Genomic DNA, 15,459 nt, shown 5'->3' with positions numbered 1-15,459 from the left:
TCCAAGTAAAGCTGAGTTCGACTATTGTAACATCAAGGCTTTTAAACGCACGATTTCATCACGAATTCGAGCAGCCTGCTCGAATTGTAATTCTTTCGACGCTTTTAACATTTCTTTTTCAAGCTTGGCAATGTGTTTGGCGAGTAGTTTTGGATTAGACAATAAATGCCGCTCATCTGCATTCATCACTTGTGCTTGATCAATAATTTTTTCATCGATTTGATCGTCATCTAACACTTCACCTGTATCAATCTCTTTGATCACTTGACGTACTGCACTCCGTGGTACGATACCATGCTGTTCATTGAACTGAATTTGTTTATTACGACGGCGTTCCGTTTCATCGATCGCTTTTTGCATCGAATCAGTAATTCGATCTGCATATAGAATCGCCTTACCTTTGACATTTCGTGCTGCACGACCAATGGTTTGAATCAATGATCGTTCAGAACGTAAAAAACCTTCTTTATCAGCATCTAAGATAGCAACCAAAGACACTTCTGGCATATCTAAACCTTCACGTAAAAGGTTAATCCCGACCAAGACATCATGCACACCTGAACGCAACTCATGAATAATTTTTACACGCTCAACAGTATCAATATCAGAATGTAAATAAGCTACTTTTATCCCATATTCTTTCAAATAAGAAGTTAAATCTTCTGCCATACGTTTGGTCAATGTCGTAACTAAAACACGCTCATTCAAATCTTTGCGAATATTAATTTCCGACAAAACATCATCGACTTGGGTTAATACAGGACGAATTTCAATTTCAGGATCAATCAGTCCTGTTGGACGCACCACTTGCTCAGCAACTTGCTCTGATTTTTCCAGTTCATATTTGGCAGGTGTGGCACTGACATAAATGGTCGTTGGCGCAATTCTTTCCCATTCTTCAAATTTCATTGGACGATTGTCCAATGCACTTGGCAAACGAAAACCATAATTGACCAAATTTTCTTTACGTGAACGGTCACCTTTGTACATTGCACCGATCTGTGGCACGGTGACATGTGACTCATCAATAATCAATAATGCATCTTCAGGTACATAGTCGAATAAAGTCGGTGGAGCCTCGCCTGATGGACGTCCCGATAAATGCCGTGAATAATTTTCAATGCCATTGGTATAGCCTAGCTGTTGCATCATCTCTAAGTCATAACGTGTACGTTGCTCAATGCGCTGTAATTCAAGTAATTTATCATGCGCCTTAAAATAAGCTTGGCGTTCCTTGAGTTCTTCTTGAATAGTACCAATTGCACGCTGCAAATTATCTTTAGGTGTTACATAATGGCTTTTTGGATAAATGGTAATACGTGGCACTTTACGCACCATTTTTCCAGTTAAAGGATCAAACCAACGAATTGAATCAACCTCGTCATCAAACAGTTCAATACGAATGGCATGCTGGTCCGATTCCGCAGGGAAAATATCTAAAATTTCACCCCGAATACGATATGTACCACGCAAAAACTCAAGTTCATTACGGGTATATTGCATTTCGACCAAACGGCGAATAATGTCATCACGAGCAATCCGATCCCCTTGTACGACATGCAATAACATACTCATATAGGCATTTGGATCACCCAAACCATAAATCGCTGAAACTGATGCCACAATAATGCTGTCTCGACGCTCCAATAATGCACGGGTTGCCGAAAGTCGCATTTGGTCAATATGATCATTAATTGAAGAATCTTTTTCGATAAAAGTATCAGACGATGGCACATAAGCTTCAGGCTGATAATAGTCATAATAACTGACGAAATATTCCACCGCATTGTTGGGGAAAAATGCTTTAAATTCACCATATAGCTGTGCAGCAAGGGTTTTATTATGTGCCATGACAATGGTTGGACGCTGCGTTTGTGCAATGACATTTGCCATGGTATAGGTTTTTCCAGAACCTGTTACCCCAAGCAAAAGTTGATCATGCAAGCCTCTATTGACACCATCCACTAATTTTTGAATTGCTTGTGGCTGATCACCCGCAGGTTGATAATGAGTGACAAGTTGAAAAGGTTGACCTTCTTGCATATAAATACTTCGGCATCAAATGACAATGCCTTTATTATGAGGGCAAAGTTGCTAGATACAATATCACGTTACGCTACTTTTTATCTAAGCTTTTTAACTTGCGTCGCGCGGGTAGATAATAACGATTTGCGGCTTGGGTCAGTAACGCTCGCCCTTTCACTTCATCTTTCTCCACACCCAAACCACGCAAATATAGACGACCTAAATTATAGATTGCTTCGACAATATCATGATTTGCCGAACGCTGATAATAATGAGCAGCTTGTGTATAATCTCGTTTGACGCCTTTTCCTCGTTCGTATTTATCACCTAAATTATTTAAAGCTTGTGGATTATCCTGATCTGCAGCTTGTTGATACCAATATACTGCTTTTCCATCATCTTGGGTAAAGCCATGTTGACCATATTCGAAGCTATAAGCCAACTGATATTGCCCGATACAATGCCCTTGCTGCGCACTTTGACGTAAATAATATTGTAAATTTTTATCACGATGATGCTGAAAATACATATCATAATCGGGATTAATAATCCGTCGATACATCTCAGCCAACTGATAACTGGCTTCGGCAGCACCTTGCTCACTTGCACGCTGAAAATATTCAAGGGCGAACCCCATTGCCTGCATACAATCTTCAGTCCCTCGAAATGCCCATGTATAAAATAATGTCGCCGCTTGAAGAATAGCGTCAATCTCTCCTTTATCTGCAATCTCTTGTAAATATTGCAGATAATCACGATAAAACTCAGCCAAATTCCCTGCATTCGATGCAAAGTATTCAAGCCTTAATTGTTCAGAAAGAATGCGCTTATTTTTTTGCCCAAGCTGTTTAAAATGTACAGATACTTCAGCATCTTCTCCTAAAAACTCAATAATCTGAATAGGTACACCAAAACGGTTATTGTTCTCAGCATCAATCAATATGGCAAAATCATCTCGATTAAAACCGAGTTGAGAATATGAATCAGTTCGCATTTCATGTCTCTTTTTTATTTTCAATATGTTATTTTCTTTCAATATCATCATCAGATCACTTGACCATTGCCCAATTCAATTGCAACATGAAGCATAGCCATATTATGGAATTATAGCAAAATGACTTATCAATATCATGATGAAAGTATTATTAAAAACTTACCTGAAGATACGGTTTTTGTTTTTGGCAGTAATATGGCAGGTACACATCAAGGTGGTGCAGCAAAAATCGCACTCCATCATTTTGGAGCCACCAAAGGTGTAGGACGAGGTTGGGCAGGTCAAAGTTTTGCCATTCCAACCATGAATGAGCATTTACAACAAATGCCCTTATCACAAATACAACATTATGTTGAAGATTTTAAAATTTATACCAAAAATCATCTTAAAACCAAATATTTTGTGACTGCGGTTGGCTGTGGGGTTGCTGGTTATAAAGTTGAAGAAATTGCCCCAATGTTTAAAGGCATTTCACACAATGTTATTTTTCCAATATCTTTTCGCCCTTTTGTCGAAAAAACACTGCCTAAACTCAACCAACATGTATTGCAGTCTTTTATTCAAAGTTCTGTTATTTTTAATGAAGATATTGCGCAAGCCGTACAAGCTTTAGATCTTAGTGAAGCTGAAAAAGCATTAGCACAAATCGTGATCAATACCCCAATGTACCCAACCGACAGTAATGGGCGTGATCGTAGCTATGAAATTAGTGATATTTTAAATACACTTAACAATAAACATGTTTTAGAATTAGACTTACGCAGTGATGAAACGAAAACACTAGGAGGTGTTATTTTAGCAATTTTAGAATTGTATAATATCAATGAACATGATTTCATAGAAGCTTGGCAAGGGCAAAAAGCGATCATGCCTCCCAAGGCAGCGCACCATGCTCAAAAATAGTTATTTACTTTTATTACATAATTTTTATATCACTTGAATCATACAAATTTAAAGGAGTTTTACGATGGGAGAGATTAATTTATCCATTTTCAACTTAGCTCCCATGGCAATGTGGATTCAAGATTTTAGTGCGGTCAAAAAAATCTTCCAACAATGGCAAGATGAAGGTATTGAAGATTTAGAACAATATTTATTAGAAGACCCTGAACGTTTACAACCTTGTTTGAGGGTGATCAAGACTATTCAGGTCAATCAAAGTACTTTAGAGTTGTATGATGCAGCAGATTTAAATGAAATCTTAGAAAGTTTTGCACGCTTGCATTACGAAAAAATTAGCATTGAAAAAGTCAAATTCTTTGTTGCTCTTTGGAATAAAGAAGCACAATGCATCTGCCCTTCAATTAACTTTACCTGCAAAGGTAAACAAATTGATATTTTGCTTAAAGCCAGTGTTCTACCGGGTTATGAAGACAGTTGGGAACGCTTATTGCTCACGACTGAAAATGTATCTGACTATCAAAATGCACGCCGTTTTGCAGAATCATTATTTATTCACTCACCTACGGCACTTTGGGTCAAAGATTATAGCGGGATCAAAACATTATTTACTCAGTTACAAACTCAAGGTGTTCAAAATTTAGAGCTTTATTTACAACAACAGCCTGATTTTTTAATGCTGTGCTTCCAAAACATTCGTTCTATTGATGTCAATCAAGCTTTATTAAATCTTTTTCATGCCAGCAGTAAACAGCATTTTTATCAAAACATACATACATTGTTGAATGAAAATAGCAAACAGCATTTTCAAAATGAACTCCTGTATTTATGGCAAGAACATTACCATTTAGAACGTGACTGTGAATATAAAACCTTAGATGACAAAACCATTCATGTGCGTGAACAATTTATGATTTTCCCAAATGCACATCACACATGGGATACGGTACAAATCGCCTATACCGATTTTACCGCACGTAAACAACTTGAAGAATATTTAGAATTTATGAGTCATCGCGATGAACTCACACAGTTATATAACCGTAACTTTTTTAATGCTGAAATAAAACGCTTACAACACGAAACAGTTTTCCCAACTGCATGTATTTATTTAGATATTAATGGACTCAAAACCATTAATGACCTTAAAGGTCACCACTGTGGTGACTTATTGTTAAAACGTTTTGCCAATATTTTACGTAAAGCTACGGAAAATACAGCTTATTCTATTTCTCGCATTGGGGGAGATGAATTCGTGATTTTAATGCCACAAGCCACGGCCAGCATGGCTTATCAATTATTTGAAAAAATTCAGGATTATATTAACGAAGATAATCGACTGCATGAACATACCATAATCAGTGTTGCTGCAGGTATTGGATGTACAGATGCCGAGCCGAATATTGAAAATTTAGTCCGTATGACCGACTTAGACATGTATGAACAAAAAAATCAGTATTATCAAAATTATCGTTCTTGAATTTTACATGAGTTTGTTATGTGATTTTTCACGCTATGTTGATTATAAATATATTCTAAACAAATTGTTAACGTAAATTTAATATCAATTAAATATAACCATATAACTTTAATAAAATGAGGCTTAAATCTCATTTTTCACTCTAAAGTTCTTTGCTATCACATTATAATTAATGATATATTTCCAACATCACTCAACAAACTCATTCAATTACTAGGAATATAAAATGGAGATTTTAGAATCATCAATTTTTAATCTTTCACCTATTCCTATGTGGTTAGAAGACTATAGTGACGTTAAAAAACAGTTTGAAATTTGGCAAGAGCAAGGCATCACAGATTTAAAAGCTTTTTTAGAAGAAGATTTAGAACGGGTGACCCAATGCGCCCATAAAATTAAAATTTTACAAGTCAACCCTAAAACCTTAGCGGTTTTTGAAGCACAAGATCAACAACATTTATGTGAAAATTTACATATTATTTTTCAGCAAGAAATGTTTCCTTCACATATTTCAGAGCTAGTCGCTTTATGGCAAGGTGAAACAGAGTTTTCAAGTACGACCACCAATTATACTATTTCAGGTAAAAAATTAGACATCAAACTACGTGGTGTGGTTTTGCCCGATGCACAACACGATTTATCACGTGTTTTACTTACCACAGAAGACATTAGCGACTATCAAAATGCGTGTCGTTTAGAAGAAAAAAATCGTCGTTTGGCAGAGTCACGTTTTATTTATTCCCCAACGTCCTTATGGGTAGAAGATTTTAGCCGAGTTAAAATGCGACTTGACCAATTACGTAGACTCGGAATTGACGATTTTGTCACTTTTTTAGATGTACATGCAGATTTTATTAATCAATGTGTCGATGACATTATTTTACTTGATGTCAATCAAGCTACTTTAGATTTATTAAAAGCCCCAGATAAAGACACTTTATTTAAAAATTTACATAAAGTTTTATCTAAAGAAATGCACCAAACTTTTCGTGAACAACTCATCGAGCTCTGGAATGGCAATATTCATCATCAGCGTGAAGCCATCAATTATGCTTTAGATGGTTCTATTCGTCATGTGTTGCTGCAATTTACCGTTTTTCCTGGTTATGAAGACAATTGGGGTTTAGTGCAACTCGCCCTGACAGATATTACAGCGCGTAAAAAAGCTGAAAGTTACTTAGAGTATCTAGGTAAACATGATGTACTCACCAAACTGACCAATCGTTCTTTTTATACCGAAGAAATTAACCGTTTAGAACGCAGTTTAGTTCGCCCAGTCTCTGCAATTTTCATTGATATGAATGGCTTAAAATATATCAATGATGAATTTGGACACGATGTTGGTGATGAACAACTGCGTCGCATGGGTAATCTTTTAAATCGTGCGATTACCAACACCCCATTCTCAGCATCACGCATTGGTGGCGATGAATTCGTTATTTTAATGGCAGGTGCAGATGAGGAAATGGTTAAAAATCAAAAGTTAATTGTTAAAGAATTACTCAATATTGATAATCAATATTATGCTTCTCAACCGATTAACATTGCTATTGGCTATGCGACAACACAAGACACCGAAACCATTGAACACATGCTTAAACGTGCCGATCATTTTATGTATCAAAAGAAAAAAGCATATTATGCAAATTTAAACCTTATCCCCTAAACTATATGCTCTATATTAATGTCGTTTAAAAATGAAAATAAAAGTCATGAAACCTTGTCTGTTGTTTCTATTTTATTGAATAAGTTCACATACTTTTGCTCAACTCATCACACCTCGTCAAGAAAATATGATTCAAGCTTTGATTGAGGTTGAATATGATCAACTAAAATCTCAAAAGGGAAATAACCAGCGATCACAAAGCCCCCGACATTCACTCATTTCTCCTGATCAACCCGTCACAGCTCAGACCAACGAGAAACACAACTAAAATAGCAGCTAAAAAAAATTAAATATCGAATATCATTATGGAGAGTAAAAAATCATAGATAAAAAAAACAGGCAATTGCCTGTTTTTTATTAACGCTTACCCATCGAACGGCGTGTACCACGCGGTGGCATCCATGTCCGATCTGCATATTGTTGTGGTTTTGGGCGCATGCCCTCCACATCCTCATCTGCTGGCTTGGCATCATTGGCTTGTTTCACTGGGAAAGGTAACTTTGCCACAGCTTTTTTCTTGGGAGTATTTTGGGTGCTCATCAGATTCACTCAATTTTAACTGCGCATATTGTACGAAAATTTTAGAAATGATGCGAGTTCTCATCCACATTCATATTCATTTGTATTTTATTGATACATTAAAGTTTGATTTTCGTGATTATTTGGCGAATTTGCTTAAATTTCGGGCGACTCAAAGCAGCTTTTTAAGCTATGATAATGTGCTTTTTATTTTTAAATCCCTATAAGAAGGAATACTGCCGTGGACGTACGTCTCTCTGATCGTGTAAATGCCATCAAACCGTCTCCAACGCTTGCTGTGACCAATAAAGCTGCTGAACTCAAAGCGGCTGGCAAGAATGTTATTGGCTTGGGCGCTGGTGAACCTGATTTTGATACCCCACAACACATCAAAGACGCAGCAATTGCAGCGATTAATAATGGTTTTACCAAATACACTGCTGTTGACGGTACGCCTGGCCTTAAAAAAGCAATCATTGCGAAATTAAAACGTGATAACAACTTAGAATACGCTGCAAACCAAATTTTGGTGTCTTGTGGTGGTAAACAATCTTTCTTTAACTTGGCACTTGCTTTGTTAAACAAAGGTGATGAAGTGATCATCCCTGCACCTTACTGGGTAAGCTATCCTGATATGGTGATCATCGCTGAAGGCGTGCCTGTTATTGTGAAGTGTGGTGAAGAACAACGCTTCAAAATCACACCAGCGCAGCTTGAAGCAGCAATCACAGACAAAACTCGTTTAGTGGTATTGAACAGCCCTTCAAACCCAACAGGTATGATCTACACTAAAGCTGAATTAGAAGCTTTGGCTGAAGTGCTTCGTAAATACCCTGAAGTTATGGTTGCGTCTGATGATATGTATGAACCAATCCGTTGGGATGATGAGTTCTATAACATTGCAACTGTTGCACCAGACCTTTACGACCGCGTGATCGTGCTTAACGGTGTATCTAAAGCATATGCAATGACAGGCTGGCGTATTGGTTATGCAGCAGGCCCTGCTAAGCTCATCGGTGCGATGAAAAAAATCCAATCACAATCAACTTCAAACCCAACTTCAATTTCACAAGTTGCTGCTGAAGCTGCATTAAATGGTCCTCAAGACGTTCTTGAGCCAATGATTGAAGCATTCAAACGTCGTCATGACTTAGTGGTTAAAGGCTTAAACGACATCAACGGTATTACTTGCCTTCCTGCTGACGGTGCATTCTATGCCTATGCAAACATCCGTCCATTGATTCGTGCCAAAGGTTTAAAATCTTGCACAGAATTCTCTGCGTGGTTGTTGGAAGAAACTGGTGTTGCCGTTGTTCCGGGTGATGCATTCGGTTTAGGTGGTTACATGCGTATTTCTTATGCAACTGCTGACGAAGTGTTAGTTGATGCACTTGCGCGTATCAAAAAAGCCGCTGACTCAATCGAAGGCGTAGACGCTGCGATTGCTTCAATTGCTGCTGAAAAAGCTGCAAAATAATTTAAAGATTCAAGTAAAAAATCCGTCAACGTTGGCGGATTTTTTTATTGCATAAAGAACATTCATTCAAAATTATTTTAGCTGTTCAAAAATCAAAAATACCACTCAACAGCTAATGAGATAAAAATTTCAATCTCTTTTTAATGAGATCATTTGCTCCAGTCATTGTCTAATATTTTTAAATAGCTGACGGGTACATGCTCAGTCAACCAAACACCATTTTCAGCTTGATAAAATTTGAAGCCATCTTGATGCATTTGAATGCTATCAACTTGAAAAATCACCACTTTGCCATGTCGTTGACCGACTTTCCTAGCAGTGACTAAATCTGCTGATAAATGCACATGATGCCGGGTACCTGCGATTAAACCCTGTTGTAAAATGCACTCAACAAAGCGCGTTGCTGTGCCGTGGTAAAGCACATCGGACGGAGTAATAGGGTTGTAATCACGTTGTACTTGTGCAGAAGAGTGTCCCTGCACTGCGCGAATTTTTTGACCATCTGCGGAAAATTGAAAGCGCTTTTTATCATTATTTTCTACAATATCAAGTAATTCACCAAAACTCATTTTTTGCCGATGCTTACTCATTTGACTGAGGAGAATTTGGATGTCTGTCCAACCTTCGCGATCGAGTTGTATACCAATACTTGCAGGCTGATGACGCAGGACAAGGCTTAAAAATTTACTGCGTTGTCGAATTGCTTTTTCATTCGGTTTCATTTTTGTTTTCTATTTTTTAAAATATAGTGTTATTATGACACATTATTAGTTAAGTAAACAGTCTAAAGTGATCAACTATCACGTCATAAATTCGAACATTAAAGATTTCAAATTTTATATATAAAATTTAAAATATCAATTTTCTACCCACAAAAAAGATTTAATTAGCACCGAAAAGCATCTTTTCTGCAAAAGTCTAATGCAGAGCAACAATGATCGTGCTAAAATAAGAGAAATCGGGTGTGCTCCCGATTTTTTTATGCGGATTACTTCCGCGCTGACAGGATTTAGGTTTACAACATGCCCATTTCAGAGACATGGTTATTACCTGATGGTGTAGCTGATGTATTACCAGAGCAAGCGCAAGTAATTGAAACTTTGCGCCGTAGCGCTTTAGATTTCCTCGCTTCTCGAGGTTATCAATTGGTGTACACGCCGTTTATCGAATACATCGAATCTCTCTCTTCTCTTTCAGAATCGAATCAAGATTTAGACTTAGCCACTTTTAAAGTCATCGACCAACTCTCAGGTCGTTTACTTGGTGTGCGTGCCGATATGACACCACAAGTGGCTCGTATTGATGCGCATGTACATCCAGTAGAAGGTGTGGCTCGTTACTGCTATGCAGGAACAGTACTTCATACTAAACCACAGGGTTTTAATACCACACGTGCCCCACTTCAGTTGGGTGCAGAGTTATTTGGTTCGGACAGCATTGACGCGGACGTTGAAATGATCGATGTCATGCTCAGTTTGATCGAAACCGCAAATTTAGTTGAAGGTGTTCATCTCGATTTAGGGCATGTCGGTTTATTCCGCAGTTTAGTAAAACATGCCAATTTGAGCAAAACCACTGAGCGTCAACTTTCAGATTTATATCAACGTAAAGCACTCCCAGAACTTGCCGAATTTACCCAAGCATTAAAATTCGGTTCAGATTTTTATGCTTTAGGTCGTTATGCAAGTGATTTAACTGCATTACAAAGCAATTTAAGTGCTGAAATTTTACAAGACGAAGCATTTAAGCAAGCCTTCAATGCACTCGCAACCACACAAGCAGAAATTCAAGCACGCTGGCCAAATCTTCACATCGGCATCGATGTTGTTGAGTTACGCTCATATCATTATCACACAGGCTTAATGTATGCCGTGTATGCACCAAATCGTGCTGCACCATTAGCACAGGGCGGTCGTTATGATGGTATTGGCGAGCACTTTGGTCGTGCACGCCCTGCAACAGGTTTCTCGTGTGACTTATATGCACTCAGCGCAGGTCAATTCCAAGCAATGAAGCAAGTTGTTGCACCTAAAGGCACAGACACTGCTCTACTTGCCGCAATTGCACAAGTACGTCACAACGGTCTAAGCGTAATCCAGTTATTAGGTGAAGATGACTTAACATCAGTTCCCAATGCAACACATCAGTTAGTGAATGTTGCAGGTGAATGGAAAGTCGAACAAATTTAATCGCTTCACACCAATGTTCATGTCATTGGTGTGTGGTTTTCAATTTTAACAGCATGATGTAATGAGGCTATTATGGGCAAGAATGTTGTGGTACTTGGTACCCAATGGGGCGACGAAGGTAAAGGTAAAATCGTTGACCTGCTCACAGATCAGGCGGCTGCGGTTGTTCGTTATCAAGGTGGACATAACGCAGGTCATACGCTCGTCGTAGGTGGTAAGAAAACAGTTCTTCACCTCATTCCATCTGGTATTTTACGTGAAAACGTACTGTGCTTAATTGGGAATGGTGTTGTACTTTCTCCTGAAGCTTTGATCAAAGAAATGGACATTCTTGAAAAAGAAGGTGTTCCTGTTCGTGAGCGTTTACGTATTTCTCCAAACTGTCCTTTGATTCTTCCGCATCACATTGCGTTAGACCAAGCACGCGAGAAAAAACGTGGTAATGCGAAAATCGGTACGACAGGTCGTGGTATTGGTCCTGCGTATGAAGATAAAGTTGCTCGTCGTGCGATCCGTGTTGCAGATTTAGTCCGTGGTGGCGAACATCTTAAAGCACAACTTGAAGAGTTACTTGAGTACCATAACTTCCAGTTAACTCAATTCTTTGGTGTTGAAGCAGTTAAAGTTGAAGACGTAATTGCACTTTGTGACCAATGGCGTGAAGTGGTTGCTCCGTTAGTGATTGATGTCACAACTGAATTACATAATTACCGCAAAAATGGTCAAAACGTGATGTTTGAAGGTGCTCAAGGCTCACTTCTTGACGTGGATCACGGTACATATCCATATGTAACTTCATCAAATACAACTGCGGGTGGTGTAAGCTCGGGTTCTGGTTTAGGTCCTTTGCACCTTGACTATGTATTGGGTATTACTAAAGCTTACACAACACGTGTTGGTTCAGGTCCATTCCCAACAGAATTGGTTTATGACGCTGCGAACGATGTGGGCGATGCAATTGGTAAACACCTCGGTACTGTAGGTGCTGAGTTTGGTGCTTCTACAGGTCGTCAACGTCGTTGTGGTTGGTTTGACGCTGAAATCTTACGCCGTTCAGTTGATGTAAACTCACTTTCTGGTATTTGCTTAACTAAACTTGACGTTTTAGATGGTTTAGAAGAAGTAAAAATCTGTGTAGGTTATGAAGCTGCTGACTCTGGTTGTGTGGGTTCTTCTGATGCGCTTGCATTTGAAACTTTAAAACCAATTTATGAAACAATGCCAGGTTGGTCTGAATCTACTTTCGGTGCAAAATCACTTGATCAATTGCCTGAAAATGCAATCAACTATATCAAACGTATTGAACAATTGATCGAATGTCCAATCGACATCGTATCAACTGGTCCTGACCGTGATGAAACAATCGTATTACGTCATCCATTTGATGCTTAATACAGATCAGTTTTTAAAAAGAGCCTCTCTATGAGGCTCTTTTTTTGCCTTAATAAAAATATGTGAAAATTCAAGACTAAAGTTAGACGCTTTATGCCTTATATCCTGTGCATGAGCTTGTTACAATAAATCTTAAATCTGATTTTTCCCTACTAAAATTTTGAGAATATGGAATGCAAAAAAATATTTCAGGAACCATTTTTTATTCATCCCTCTTTGCCATCGGGGGGGCACCAACACTGGCGATGTTAATCATCCAAGCACAAACCAATAACCCTGAAATTATTCAAAATGTTCTGTTAAGTTTAACAATTTCATTAGCATGCCTTTTGATTCCGATTATTCTCATTCAAAACAGCATCATCTTTTTTCATCGCAACAAGCCCAATCTAAATGAAAAAATTAAACCCCTATGCACATTCTATTTCGTCCTTGATGCCCTATGCCTAGTGTATTGGTTAATAATTCAGTTTTTATAAGTGAAATTTACACAAATACTATGATTATGAAGCAATTTTACATACTCGTTCACAGCTAAAATCAATATAATCATACTTATTACTTTATATTTGTTGGAGCACATTATAATGAATAATAAACTCATGATGGGCATTTGTGCAGCAGGTTTAATTTCGCTTTCTGGCTGTACCACCATGGCTGATATGGCAGGTGCCGATAGCGCAACACTCAATGTTGCAGCAACGCAAGGTTTTAATAAAACTGTGCAAGAAGCACGCAGCAATAAGACATTGGATACATCATCCTCGACCTACAAACGTATCAATGCAGTATTTTTACGTTTAAAACCTTATGCAGATCAAATGAACCAAACAGGGACAAAATTTGATTGGCAATTGGCTGTACTCAAATCAGACCAAGTCAATGCTTATGTTGCCCCAGGGGGTAAAGTTGTATTTTATACAGGCATTGTCAATAAATTAGCACTCACCGATGCTGAAATTGCAGCTGTCATGGGACATGAAATGATTCATGCCTTAGAAGAACATGCAAAAAGTAAAATTGGTGCGCAAGCATTGACTGATTTAGCCTTACAAATTGGCTTAAGTGCAGCAGGTGATCGTGTAGGTCAACTTGGTACAGCTGCAGCACAATTAGGCTCACAAGTTGGCGTGGGTTTACCTTATTCACGTAGCTTAGAGAGTCGTGCCGACCAAGGTGGTTTAATGCTGATGGCAAAAGCAGGCTATAACCCGCAAGCTGCCATTACACTTTGGGAAAAAATGAATAAATTAGAAGGTGCAGGTGGTGCATCATTCTTATCTACCCACCCATCTAACGCTCAACGTATCGCTGCAATGCGTGAAAACCTACCTGCGGCACAAGCAATTTACAATAAACGTTAACGATCCACTCAAGATAGAAACTTTGCTTTTTACAAAAACCGAGCCTCTTTTGCTCGGTTTTTTAATGAGGATTTTGCACATAAATTGATGTAATCAGCTCATTATTATCTTTCAATACAGCTTCATGAGAATTAATACCATTGGACATGGACTAAAAAATGATTTTTTATCGCATCAAAAAATTACAACACTTATTTTAGATAATTTCTTTTTAAAAAATTGTGCATTTAATATACAAAAATGATTCTATTTTGCGATTTCCACTATTTAGATTTTAAATAGTTGTGATACTTAATATCATAATAAATAATACTAATACCATTTCTTATATAATTATGAGCTATTTTTTTAAGTAATATCACTTTAAACTTACCGAGATTCTTGACATAAAATGCCTATTTATTAAACAAAAAAATACCTCAAAAAGTTAATTTTCACACTCAAATTAATAGAAATTTTATATTATAAAATTGATCATTTTAATCAAAAAAGCTGAATTTACATTCAGCTTTTTCCACCTAAAACAACCATAAAATTGTATTTTATTTAAACAATTCTACGTTTCAAACCTGTCATCTGTAAAATACGCGTCGAGATTTCTTCGATTGACATTTCTGATACATTTAAGTATTTAATTCCTTCAGAAATGTAAATTCCTTCAACTGCACGTAGTTCCATTTGACATTGTGAAAAACTTGCATAGCGACTATTTGCCTTACGTTCAGTACGAATTGCAACCAAACGTTCAGCATCAATCATCAATCCAAACAACTTATGTTTATGCTCTTTCAGCACTGCTGGCAAGCGATTATCATCCAAATCTTCTTCCGTAAGTGGATAATTTGCAACACGAATTCCAAATTGTAATGACAAATAAATTGAGGTTGGAGTTTTACCTGAACGGGATACACCGATCAAGATTAAATCTGCTTTATCATAGTGGCGAGTGCGGGCGCCATCATCATTATCCAAAGCAAAATGCACAGCATCAATACGCGCCTTATAGGACTCAGAATCGGTCACCGCATGGGTTTGTCCGACTAAAGTTGTAGGTTGTGTACCCAAAACATCTGACAACTTACTAATAAGTCCTTCAAAAACATCAAGATTTACAGCATTTGCAGTATTAATAATATCTCGCACATAAGGGTCAACTAAGGTATCAAAAACTAAAGGTTGTTGACCGTCCTTTTCTGCGCGAATATTGATTTCCTCTACCACATTCATGGCTGCTTCTTCAGAGCTAATATATGGAATAATATGTATATCAAACTTGACATGAGGAAATTGTGCTAACAATGAGTGCCCAAGGGTTTCAGCAGTAATCGCAGTACCATCAGAAATAAAAAAAACGCTACGCTTTATTTGGTTACTTTCTGACATTAAAAATCTCCTCAAACATTTGTCTTAGCGATGTATAATCTTTATAGTAATGCCCATCTTACATGACTAT

The 15,459-nt window shown here is 37.6% G+C and carries 13 protein-coding genes; 8 read left to right on the top strand and 5 right to left on the bottom strand.

Annotated elements, in window-relative coordinates:
- Positions 1 to 21: 21 nt before the first annotated feature.
- Together uvrB and HX129_RS11665 are read right to left on the bottom strand one after the other, a co-directional pair.
- The gene (uvrB, locus tag HX129_RS11670; protein WP_180045120.1) at positions 22 to 2,043 is read right to left on the bottom strand and encodes an excinuclease ABC subunit UvrB; all 2,022 of its coding nucleotides are present in this window, start codon (positions 2,041 to 2,043) and stop codon (positions 22 to 24) included.
- 73 nt (positions 2,044 to 2,116) lie between these two features.
- Entirely contained in the window at positions 2,117 to 3,019 is a 903-nt protein-coding gene (locus HX129_RS11665; protein WP_286434179.1) for a tetratricopeptide repeat protein, read from the bottom strand.
- Positions 3,020 to 3,139: 120 nt separating this feature from the next.
- Between HX129_RS11665 and HX129_RS11660 the strand changes: the two genes are divergently transcribed.
- From HX129_RS11660 to HX129_RS11650, 3 genes are all read left to right on the top strand, one after another.
- Positions 3,140 to 3,922, top strand: a complete 783-nt coding sequence (locus HX129_RS11660; protein ID WP_130073167.1) for an A1S_2505 family phage non-structural protein — start codon at positions 3,140 to 3,142, stop codon at positions 3,920 to 3,922.
- Between the two features lie 64 nt (positions 3,923 to 3,986).
- Positions 3,987 to 5,399 (top strand): GGDEF domain-containing protein, encoded by a 1,413-nt coding sequence (locus tag HX129_RS11655; protein ID WP_130073166.1) that lies wholly within the window; start codon positions 3,987 to 3,989, stop codon positions 5,397 to 5,399.
- 226 nt (positions 5,400 to 5,625) lie between these two features.
- On the top strand, positions 5,626 to 7,065 hold the full coding sequence (locus tag HX129_RS11650; protein WP_286434177.1) for a sensor domain-containing diguanylate cyclase: 1,440 nt from the start codon (positions 5,626 to 5,628) through the stop codon (positions 7,063 to 7,065).
- 357 nt (positions 7,066 to 7,422) lie between these two features.
- Here the strand turns inward: HX129_RS11650 and HX129_RS11645 are convergent, their stop codons facing one another.
- Positions 7,423 to 7,605, bottom strand: a complete 183-nt coding sequence (locus tag HX129_RS11645; RefSeq protein ID WP_173911279.1) for a hypothetical protein — start codon at positions 7,603 to 7,605, stop codon at positions 7,423 to 7,425.
- 220 nt (positions 7,606 to 7,825) lie between these two features.
- Between HX129_RS11645 and HX129_RS11640 the strand changes: the two genes are divergently transcribed.
- Entirely contained in the window at positions 7,826 to 9,061 is a 1,236-nt protein-coding gene (locus HX129_RS11640; RefSeq protein ID WP_180045118.1) for a pyridoxal phosphate-dependent aminotransferase, read from the top strand.
- 149 nt (positions 9,062 to 9,210) lie between these two features.
- Here the strand turns inward: HX129_RS11640 and HX129_RS11635 are convergent, their stop codons facing one another.
- Positions 9,211 to 9,783 carry an RNA 2'-phosphotransferase gene (locus tag HX129_RS11635; RefSeq protein WP_286434172.1) on the bottom strand — a complete coding sequence of 191 codons (573 nt, stop codon included), beginning with the start codon at positions 9,781 to 9,783 and terminating at the stop codon, positions 9,211 to 9,213.
- Positions 9,784 to 10,083: 300 nt separating this feature from the next.
- Here HX129_RS11635 and HX129_RS11630 point away from each other — a divergent pair, with 300 nt between their 5' ends.
- The 4 genes from HX129_RS11630 (at position 10,084) to HX129_RS11615 (ending at position 14,006) form a co-directional block, all read left to right on the top strand.
- Positions 10,084 to 11,250 carry an ATP phosphoribosyltransferase regulatory subunit gene (locus HX129_RS11630; RefSeq protein WP_286434170.1) on the top strand — a complete coding sequence of 389 codons (1,167 nt, stop codon included), beginning with the start codon at positions 10,084 to 10,086 and terminating at the stop codon, positions 11,248 to 11,250.
- Between the two features lie 72 nt (positions 11,251 to 11,322).
- On the top strand, positions 11,323 to 12,642 hold the full coding sequence (locus HX129_RS11625) for an adenylosuccinate synthase (protein ID WP_286434168.1): 1,320 nt from the start codon (positions 11,323 to 11,325) through the stop codon (positions 12,640 to 12,642).
- A 173-nt stretch (positions 12,643 to 12,815) separates the two neighbouring features.
- Positions 12,816 to 13,121: a hypothetical protein gene (locus tag HX129_RS11620; RefSeq protein WP_130073159.1), complete on the top strand. Its 306-nt coding sequence runs from the start codon at positions 12,816 to 12,818 to the stop codon at positions 13,119 to 13,121.
- Between the two features lie 108 nt (positions 13,122 to 13,229).
- Positions 13,230 to 14,006 (top strand): M48 family metallopeptidase, encoded by a 777-nt coding sequence (locus HX129_RS11615; protein WP_130073158.1) that lies wholly within the window; start codon positions 13,230 to 13,232, stop codon positions 14,004 to 14,006.
- 546 nt (positions 14,007 to 14,552) lie between these two features.
- On the opposite strand, the gene ppsR is transcribed toward HX129_RS11615, so the two are convergent.
- Complete coding sequence (ppsR, locus tag HX129_RS11610; RefSeq protein WP_111859556.1) at positions 14,553 to 15,389, bottom strand: posphoenolpyruvate synthetase regulatory kinase/phosphorylase PpsR; 837 nt, start codon at positions 15,387 to 15,389, stop codon at positions 14,553 to 14,555.
- Positions 15,390 to 15,459: the final 70 nt, after the last annotated feature.

The organism is Acinetobacter sp. 251-1, assembly GCF_030329305.1.
Lineage (GTDB): Bacteria > Pseudomonadota > Gammaproteobacteria > Pseudomonadales > Moraxellaceae > Acinetobacter > Acinetobacter piscicola_A.
Note: the sequence above shows the minus strand (reverse complement) of the source record. Positions and strands in the feature narration are given on the sequence as shown.

What these genes read in the sequence shown, in the direction of transcription:
- HX129_RS11625 (WP_286434168.1), top strand. Translation starts at nt 11,323, where the DNA reads ATGGGCAAGAATGTTGTGGTACTTGGTACCCAATGGGGCGACGAAGGT.
- HX129_RS11665 (WP_286434179.1), bottom strand. Translation starts at nt 3,019, where the DNA reads ATGCGAACTGATTCATATTCTCAACTCGGTTTTAATCGAGATGATTTT.
- uvrB (WP_180045120.1), bottom strand. Translation starts at nt 2,043, where the DNA reads ATGCAAGAAGGTCAACCTTTTCAACTTGTCACTCATTATCAACCTGCG.
- HX129_RS11630 (WP_286434170.1), top strand. Translation starts at nt 10,084, where the DNA reads ATGCCCATTTCAGAGACATGGTTATTACCTGATGGTGTAGCTGATGTA.
- ppsR (WP_111859556.1), bottom strand. Translation starts at nt 15,389, where the DNA reads ATGTCAGAAAGTAACCAAATAAAGCGTAGCGTTTTTTTTATTTCTGAT.
- HX129_RS11620 (WP_130073159.1), top strand. Translation starts at nt 12,816, where the DNA reads ATGCAAAAAAATATTTCAGGAACCATTTTTTATTCATCCCTCTTTGCC.
- HX129_RS11645 (WP_173911279.1), bottom strand. Translation starts at nt 7,605, where the DNA reads ATGAGCACCCAAAATACTCCCAAGAAAAAAGCTGTGGCAAAGTTACCT.
- HX129_RS11650 (WP_286434177.1), top strand. Translation starts at nt 5,626, where the DNA reads ATGGAGATTTTAGAATCATCAATTTTTAATCTTTCACCTATTCCTATG.
- HX129_RS11615 (WP_130073158.1), top strand. Translation starts at nt 13,230, where the DNA reads ATGAATAATAAACTCATGATGGGCATTTGTGCAGCAGGTTTAATTTCG.
- HX129_RS11660 (WP_130073167.1), top strand. Translation starts at nt 3,140, where the DNA reads ATGACTTATCAATATCATGATGAAAGTATTATTAAAAACTTACCTGAA.
- HX129_RS11655 (WP_130073166.1), top strand. Translation starts at nt 3,987, where the DNA reads ATGGGAGAGATTAATTTATCCATTTTCAACTTAGCTCCCATGGCAATG.
- HX129_RS11635 (WP_286434172.1), bottom strand. Translation starts at nt 9,783, where the DNA reads ATGAAACCGAATGAAAAAGCAATTCGACAACGCAGTAAATTTTTAAGC.